Origin of the sequence: Pseudomonas sp. Root401 (assembly GCF_001425105.1) — a bacterium.
Lineage (GTDB): Bacteria > Pseudomonadota > Gammaproteobacteria > Pseudomonadales > Pseudomonadaceae > Aquipseudomonas > Aquipseudomonas brassicacearum.
In genome coordinates, this window is sequence record NZ_LMDO01000015.1 from 91,840 (window position 1) to 98,473 (window position 6,634).

At 61.9% G+C, this 6,634-nt stretch carries 5 protein-coding genes; 1 reads left to right on the plus strand and 4 read right to left on the minus strand.

Annotated features, from left to right (window positions below):
* The first annotated feature begins 64 nt into the window (after positions 1-64).
* On the plus strand, positions 65-1,288 hold the full coding sequence (mhpT, locus tag ASC85_RS14675; protein ID WP_057449993.1) for a 3-(3-hydroxy-phenyl)propionate transporter MhpT: 1,224 nt from the start codon (positions 65-67) through the stop codon (positions 1,286-1,288).
* Between the two features lie 454 nt (positions 1,289-1,742).
* Here mhpT and ASC85_RS14680 read toward each other — a convergent pair whose 3' ends face one another.
* The 4 genes from ASC85_RS14680 to ASC85_RS14695 all read right to left on the minus strand — a co-directional run bounded on the left by ASC85_RS14680 (position 1,743) and on the right by ASC85_RS14695 (position 6,374).
* On the minus strand, positions 1,743-3,362 hold the full coding sequence (locus tag ASC85_RS14680) for a methyl-accepting chemotaxis protein (RefSeq protein WP_057449994.1): 1,620 nt from the start codon (positions 3,360-3,362) through the stop codon (positions 1,743-1,745).
* A 111-nt stretch (positions 3,363-3,473) separates the two neighbouring features.
* Positions 3,474-4,169, minus strand: a complete 696-nt coding sequence (locus ASC85_RS14685) for an anaerobic ribonucleoside-triphosphate reductase activating protein (protein ID WP_057449996.1) — start codon at positions 4,167-4,169, stop codon at positions 3,474-3,476.
* On the minus strand, positions 4,166-4,327 hold the full coding sequence (gene nrdD / locus ASC85_RS14690) for an anaerobic ribonucleoside-triphosphate reductase (RefSeq protein WP_003202433.1): 162 nt from the start codon (positions 4,325-4,327) through the stop codon (positions 4,166-4,168). The genes ASC85_RS14685 and nrdD overlap by 4 nt, the downstream gene beginning before the upstream one ends.
* A 31-nt stretch (positions 4,328-4,358) precedes the next feature.
* The gene (locus ASC85_RS14695) at positions 4,359-6,374 is read right to left on the minus strand and encodes a ribonucleoside triphosphate reductase (protein WP_057449998.1); all 2,016 of its coding nucleotides are present in this window, start codon (positions 6,372-6,374) and stop codon (positions 4,359-4,361) included.
* Positions 6,375-6,634: the final 260 nt, after the last annotated feature.

Consider the following 6,634-nt stretch of genomic DNA (forward strand, 5'->3'; position numbering starts at 1 on the left):
TAAATGCAGCTGCCGGTTATCCTCAGAGCCGGTGTCCCTCACAAAAACAATAAGAGGATTTGCCATGAACCGTCCGGCGCGTCGTGCGACGCTGACCATCGCCTTGTGTTTTATCGTCGCGCTGATCGAGGGTTTCGACCTTCAGTCAGCCGGTACCGCAGCCGCAGGGCTGCGACAGACGTTTGCCCTCGACCCGAAAATGATGGGTTGGGTATTCAGCGCCGGGATCATCGGGCTGTTGCCAGGTGCGTTCTTCGGTGGCTGGATCGCTGATCGCATCGGTCGCAAGAAAATCCTCGTCGCCGCGGTCTTGCTGTTCGGCGTGTTTTCCCTCAGCACCGCTTATGTCGAACACTTCTCCAGCCTCTTGCTGGTGCGTTTCATGACCGGCCTGGGCTTGGGCGCCGCCCTGCCCAACCTCATTGCCCTGTGCGCCGAAGCCGTGGGCGAGCAGCGCCGGGGCACGGCCATCAGCGTGATGTATGCCGGCGTTCCGTTGGGTGGTGCGTTGGCGGCAGTGGTCGCCATGTTGTTTGGCGAGCACTGGCAGATGACGTTTTTCATCGGTGGGTTGGCGCCCTTGCTGGTGGTCCCGCTGATGCTCCTGTGGCTCCCCGAATCAAGCGCCTTTCGCCAGGCGCAGGATGGCGGCTCATCGCGCGGCTCCACCGCCCAGGCGCTGTTCGGTGAAGGTCGTGGCCGCACCACCTTGGCGCTGTGGCTGAGTTATTTCTTCACCCTGACGGTGATGTACATGTTGCTCAACTGGCTGCCATCGTTGCTGCTGGAACAGGGCTTCAGCAAACCCCAGGCCGGCCTGGTGCAAATGCTGTTCAACATCGGCGGAGCGCTTGGCTCGTTGCTCGGCGGCCTGTTGCTGGACCGTTGCAATGGCATCAAGGTGGTGCTGTTCGTCTATGCCGGCCTGCTGAGCGCCCTGGCCGGGGTCGGGTTGTCGGTCGGTATTGTGCCGATGGCCATTGCCGGGTTCGCCGCTGGGTTGTTTGTCATGGCTGCGCAATTGGTCCTCTACGCCTTGGCGCCGCCCTCCTACCCTACGGCCGTACGTGCGACGGGGGTTGGTGCGGCGGTGGCCATCGGACGCCTGGGGTCGGTGGCCGGGCCTCTGGCTGCCGGGCAGATCCTGGCGGCTGGGGGTGGGACCACGGCCGTATTGTTGGCGACTTCGCCTGGGTTGGTGGTTGCGACGTTGGCTGTTCTTAGTGTGGTTCGTCGTTCGGTCGGGCCGCGGTTGAGGGCTACGAATCCGGTTGTGGAGCATTCCTGACTTGGGGTGAATATCCGTTATTTAGGTCACCGCTGCTTATGGTTCCACCCAGCGGCGGGTCACTTTCGAAAAGCCCGGAAGCCGGCCCAGTTGAAAGTAACCAAAGCGCTTCAGCCCCACCACTTGGTGCCTCGCCTAGGCTCGGCATGCCTGCGTTCGGCCAGCGTGGTTAACGGGGCGCCCGAGATCAACGTCCACCCCGAGGCGGCCTTATAGCCGACCTGGTTCTTGGTAGGACCGCGTTTCCTCTGAGGGAGCGAGTTTGCTCGCGATGACGCCAGCACTGCACATCACCACACGCTGACCCAACGCTTTCGCGAGCAGGCTCGCTTCCACAGGGGATTGTGGGGGCTCACAGCATCCGGACACGATACAAGGTCCTTGTGGGAGCAACTGTCTTGGATGATTTATTTAGCCATCTTTTCCAGGGACATCTCGCCCCGCAATAAGCGATCTAGACCTTGAACCGCGCCACCGTCTCATGCAGTGAGCCGGCCATCTGCGCCAGGTCCTGGCCCGCTGTATCAGTATGCCGGGCGCCCAGCATGACCTGTTCGGACAGGTTGCGAATACCCACCAGGTTACGGTCCACCTCTCGCGCCACCAGCGCCTGCTGTTCCGTGGCGCTGGCGATCATCAGGTTGCGCTCGTTGATCTGCGAGATCGAATGGGCGATTTCATCCAGGGCATCGCCGGAGCGTTGGGCCACTAGCAGCGTGGCTTGCACCAGTTCGCTGTTGTGCTGCATGGAGCTCACCGCATGCCCGCTGTCCAGGCGGATGTTACCGATCATGCCCTCGATTTCCCGAGTCGAATCCTGGGTCCGATGAGCCAGCGCCCGGACTTCATCGGCCACCACCGCAAAGCCACGCCCGGCATCGCCGGCACGGGCGGCTTCGATGGCGGCGTTCAGGGCCAGGAGATTGGTCTGCTCGGCAATGCTGCGGATCACATCCAGCACCGAGCTGATGTCCTGTACCCGTCCGGCCAATTGCTGGATTCGCCCGGAACTGTCTGTCACACCTTCGGCCAGCGCGGTAATGGAAGCCACCGTTTCCTGGACCTGTTCACGACCACGCTGGGCCGTTTGCTCGGACACTCGCGAGGCTTCGCTGGTGCTCACCGCATTGCGCGCCACTTCGTCCACTGCGGCGGTCATCTGGTTCACGGCCGCGGCAGCCTGTTCGATTTCATGCCCTTGCAACTGCAACGTGCTGCTGGTCTGGCTGCTCACCGCGCTCAGTTCTTCGGAGGAACTGGCCACCCGATCCACCGAGGCCGCAATGTGCCGGACCATGCTGTTGAGACTCTGCTGCATGTCGTGCATGTTGCTCATCACGCTGTCATTGGCGCCGACACCCACGGGCACGCTGATCGTCAGATCGCCCTGGGCGATGAGGTTAAGCACCCGCGCCGCGTCATTGGGTTCACCACCCAGGGGACGGGTCACGCTGCGGGTCACCAGGACCGCCACGGTCGTTACCAGGGCCAGGCAAGCCAGCACCAACGCCAGCATGTTGCGCCGCGCATCGTTGTAGCGCGCCTGGGCCAACTGTTCACGTTCGACAAAGACCTTGCCCTGCATCGCCATCATCCCGTCGAGGCTTTTGTATACCTCAAGCTCCGCCGGAATCACGCCCTGCTTGAGCTGCGTCATCGCCTCGTCCGTCGCGCCCTGGCGGATCAACGCCTGCACCTGGACGAAAGCCGCCACATAGGCCTCGCGACGCTTTTTCAACTCGGCATAGGCGGCCTTGCCTTCAGGCTGATCGAACAGCGGCTCCAGCGTGGCGAAGGCCTGGGTAATCCGTTGTCGGGTGGCGTCGATGGATTGCTGGACTTGCGTGTTGTTCTTGTCGATCAACAAATCCCGGGTATTCCTGGCGTTATCGCGCACGCCCGTGGCGATCACCATGATCGGGTCGATCTTCGGCCAATCCTGCCTGACGATCTGCTCGGCCTGGTCGCGCAGCATCGCCAGGTCGCTCAAGGCGTAAAGCGCCAAGGCAATCAAGGCCAGTGGCGCGATGGCAAAGCCGATCACGATGCGTTGGGCGGTGGTGAGTCTGGTCATATCAAATGCTCCCTGTTCAACTACCTGCCGGTTGGCAGCGCATTTGAAAACCTTGAAAAAGTGTGGCCCGGTCATCCCGGGCCGCTGTCGGTCGTTCATCCCGGCGCTCGCTCAACTGCGTAAGACGAACGAGGGGAACAACTCGCGCATGGCGGCCCACAGCTCAGGCTGCAAGGCTTGTGCCGAAACGCTGGAAAGGTGGGGGTCGAGCATCCGCGCAGTGCGCACCAGTTGCACGGCGAACCGCGTGACGCCGCGTTCGCTCAAGCGTCGGGCCAGGGTCAGCAACCGCTCGGGGTCGAACAGATGCCAGTGCACCGTTGTGCGACATTCATAATCCACGCCGCTGGCCAGCAGGTGGTCGAGACTGCGCCAGTTGGCGGCACCGCTGCCTTCGACACGGGTCACGTCCAGGGCATCCTCGGGCAAGGCCTTGACGTCGAAACCCACCCAGTCGGCAAGCCCGACCACTTTGGCGAAGGCCGCCGGCTTGATGCCGGCGCTGTGCAGGCCGATGCGAAAGCCCATCTGCCGCACTTCCTCCATGGCCGGCGCCAGGCCGTCCTGCAAGGTTGGCTCGCCGCCGCTGAACACCACAGCGTCGAGCAGATCCTGACGGCGCTGCAGGAAGGCCAATACCCGGCACCACTCCACCTCCTCGCTACCACGCGGCGGGATCAGTTGCGGGTTATGGCAATAACGACAACGCCAGGCACAGCCCTGGCAAAACAGTACGCACGCCAGTTGGCCCGGATAATCGAGAGTGGTCAGGGGCACCATGCCCCCGACCCGTAGCACTCGACTCATGGACGCCCGGCCGCGCGTTCGGTGAAGTGCACCCGCTCGCGATGCTCGGACTGCTTGCCTGGGTTGAAGGCCGCCACCGGGCGGTGATAACCCATCACTCGGGTCCAGACTTCGCAACGTTGACGCTGTGCTTGGGGAAGGCTTTGCGATGCATTCATGGGTGAAGCTCCTTGCGGTCGATGGATCGGATCAGTGAACGCTGCCCTGGCGCTGTTGTTGCAGCAGCAAGGCCTCGTCGCATTTGGGGCAAAACTCGTGTTCGCCGGCCAGGTAGCCGTGCACCGGACAGATGGAAAAGGTCGGCGTGATGGTCAGGTACGGCAGGCGGAAACGTCCCAGGGCCTTGCGCACCAACTGCTTGCAGGCCTGCGTGGAGGAAATCTGCTCGGCCATGTACAGGTGCAACACGGTGCCGCCGGTGTATTTGCATTGCAGTTCGTCTTGCAGCTCCAGGGCTTCGAACGGATCTTCGGTGAAGCCCACCGGCAGTTGCGACGAGTTGGTGTAGTAGGGTGCGACCGGGCTGCCGGCCTGCAAGATGTCCGGGTAGCGCTTGAGGTCTTCCTTGGCGAAGCGGTACGTGGTGCCCTCGGCAGGCGTGGCTTCGAGGTTGTAGAGGTGGCCGGTTTCCTCCTGGAATCGCAACAGCGTGGCCCGCACGTGATCCAACAGTTTCAGGGCGAATTCCCGGCCTTGCTCGGTGTGCAGGCCTTGCTGGTCATCGGTGAAATTGCGCAGCATTTCGTGCAGGCCATTCACGCCGATGGTGGAGAAGTGATTGCGCAAGGTGCCCAGGTAGCGCTTGGTGTAAGGGTACAAGCCGGCATCCATGTGATGCTGGATGACCTTGCGCTTGACCTCCAGGCTCTCTTTCGCCAGTTCCATCAGGGTATCGATGCGTTGCAGCAACGCACTGGTGTCGCCCTTGTACAGATAGCCCAGGCGGGCGCAGTTGATCGTCACCACGCCCAGGGAACCGGTCTGTTCCGCCGAGCCGAACAGGCCGCCACCGCGCTTGAGCAGCTCACGTACGTCCAGTTGCAGGCGGCAGCACATCGACCGCACCTGATTGGGTTGCATGTCCGAGTTGAGGAAGTTCTGGAAATACGGCAAGCCGTAGCGGGCGGTCATTTCGAACAGCCGGTCGGCGTTCTCGCTGTCCCATGGGAAGTCGTGGGTGATGTTGTAGGTCGGGATCGGGAAGGTGAACACTCGGCCTTTCGCATCGCCGGCCTGCATCACCTCGATGTAGGCGCGGTTGATCAGCTCCATTTCCGCTTGCAGGTCACCGTAGGCGAACGGCATCTCTTCGCCGCCGATGATCGGGATCTGTTCGCGCAGATCCTGTGGGCAGACCCAGTCGAACGTCAGGTTGGTGAACGGGGTTTGCGTGCCCCAGCGCGACGGCACGTTGAGGTTGTAGATGAACTCCTGCAACGACTGGCGGACCTCGTCGTAGCTGAGCTGGTCCTTGCGCACATAGGGCGCGAGATAAGTGTCGAACGAGCTGAACGCCTGGGCGCCGGCCCATTCGTTCTGCAGGGTACCGAGGAAATTCACCATCTGTCCCAAGGCACTGCTCAGGTGCTTGGGCGGCCCGGCCTCGACCCGCCCTGGCACGCCGTTGAGGCCTTCGTGCAACAGGGTGCGCAAGGACCAACCGGCACAGTAGCCGGCGAGCATGTCCAGGTCGTGGATATGCAGGTCAGCCTCGCGGTGCGCCTCGCCGATGGCCTGGCTGTAGACTTCGTCGAGCCAGTAGTTGGCGGTGACCTTGCCCGATACGTTGAGGATCAACCCGCCAAGGGAATACCCCTGGTTGGCGTTGGCCTGCACACGCCAGTCTTCGCGATCCAGGTATTCGTTCATCGACGTGGCGACTTCCACCAGTGTGCGACGATCCCGACGCAGGCGTCCGTGTTGCTCGCGATAGACGATATAGGCACGCATGGAGAGAAAGAAACCGGCGTCCATCAGTACCCGTTCGACACGGTCCTGGATCTGCTCGACGTTCAACCGCGTCTGCCCTTCCAACCGCGCCAACACCGCCTCGAGCAACGCCTCGGCCTCGACTTCGGCATATTCGCCAGTGGCCTTGCCGGCGGCGATCAGCGCCTGGCGGATCTTGTCCGCATCAAAGGCAACCACACTGCCATCGCGCTTGTGCAAGCGGTTACACCCTACTGAGATCAACGTGCTCTGCATTTTGGCTCCAGACACTACATATAGGCTTTTTGATAGCTTCAAACACAATATGCAGTGGAGAGTACGGGCAAAAGGCAGGGTTGCAATTGATCGACATCAAGAATCGGGAGCGACTCACATTCAGGCTAGAAAAGTCATTTTTGCAAGCGCCGCAGATCCCCTAATGAAATGGCTACCCCCGCCGCCCCCTGCGATTGCCCACTAAGCTTTCGCAGGGGGCCTATCGGAGACCATTGCCATGAACAAAGTAGCTATTGCCG

Excerpts from the sequence above, each read along its gene's own strand:
- mhpT (WP_057449993.1), top strand. The coding sequence starts at position 65 with ATGAACCGTCCGGCGCGTCGTGCGACGCTGACCATCGCCTTGTGTTTT.
- ASC85_RS14680 (WP_057449994.1), bottom strand. The coding sequence starts at position 3,362 with ATGACCAGACTCACCACCGCCCAACGCATCGTGATCGGCTTTGCCATC.
- ASC85_RS14685 (WP_057449996.1), bottom strand. The coding sequence starts at position 4,169 with ATGAGTCGAGTGCTACGGGTCGGGGGCATGGTGCCCCTGACCACTCTC.
- nrdD (WP_003202433.1), bottom strand. The coding sequence starts at position 4,327 with ATGAATGCATCGCAAAGCCTTCCCCAAGCACAGCGTCAACGTTGCGAA.
- ASC85_RS14695 (WP_057449998.1), bottom strand. The coding sequence starts at position 6,374 with ATGCAGAGCACGTTGATCTCAGTAGGGTGTAACCGCTTGCACAAGCGC.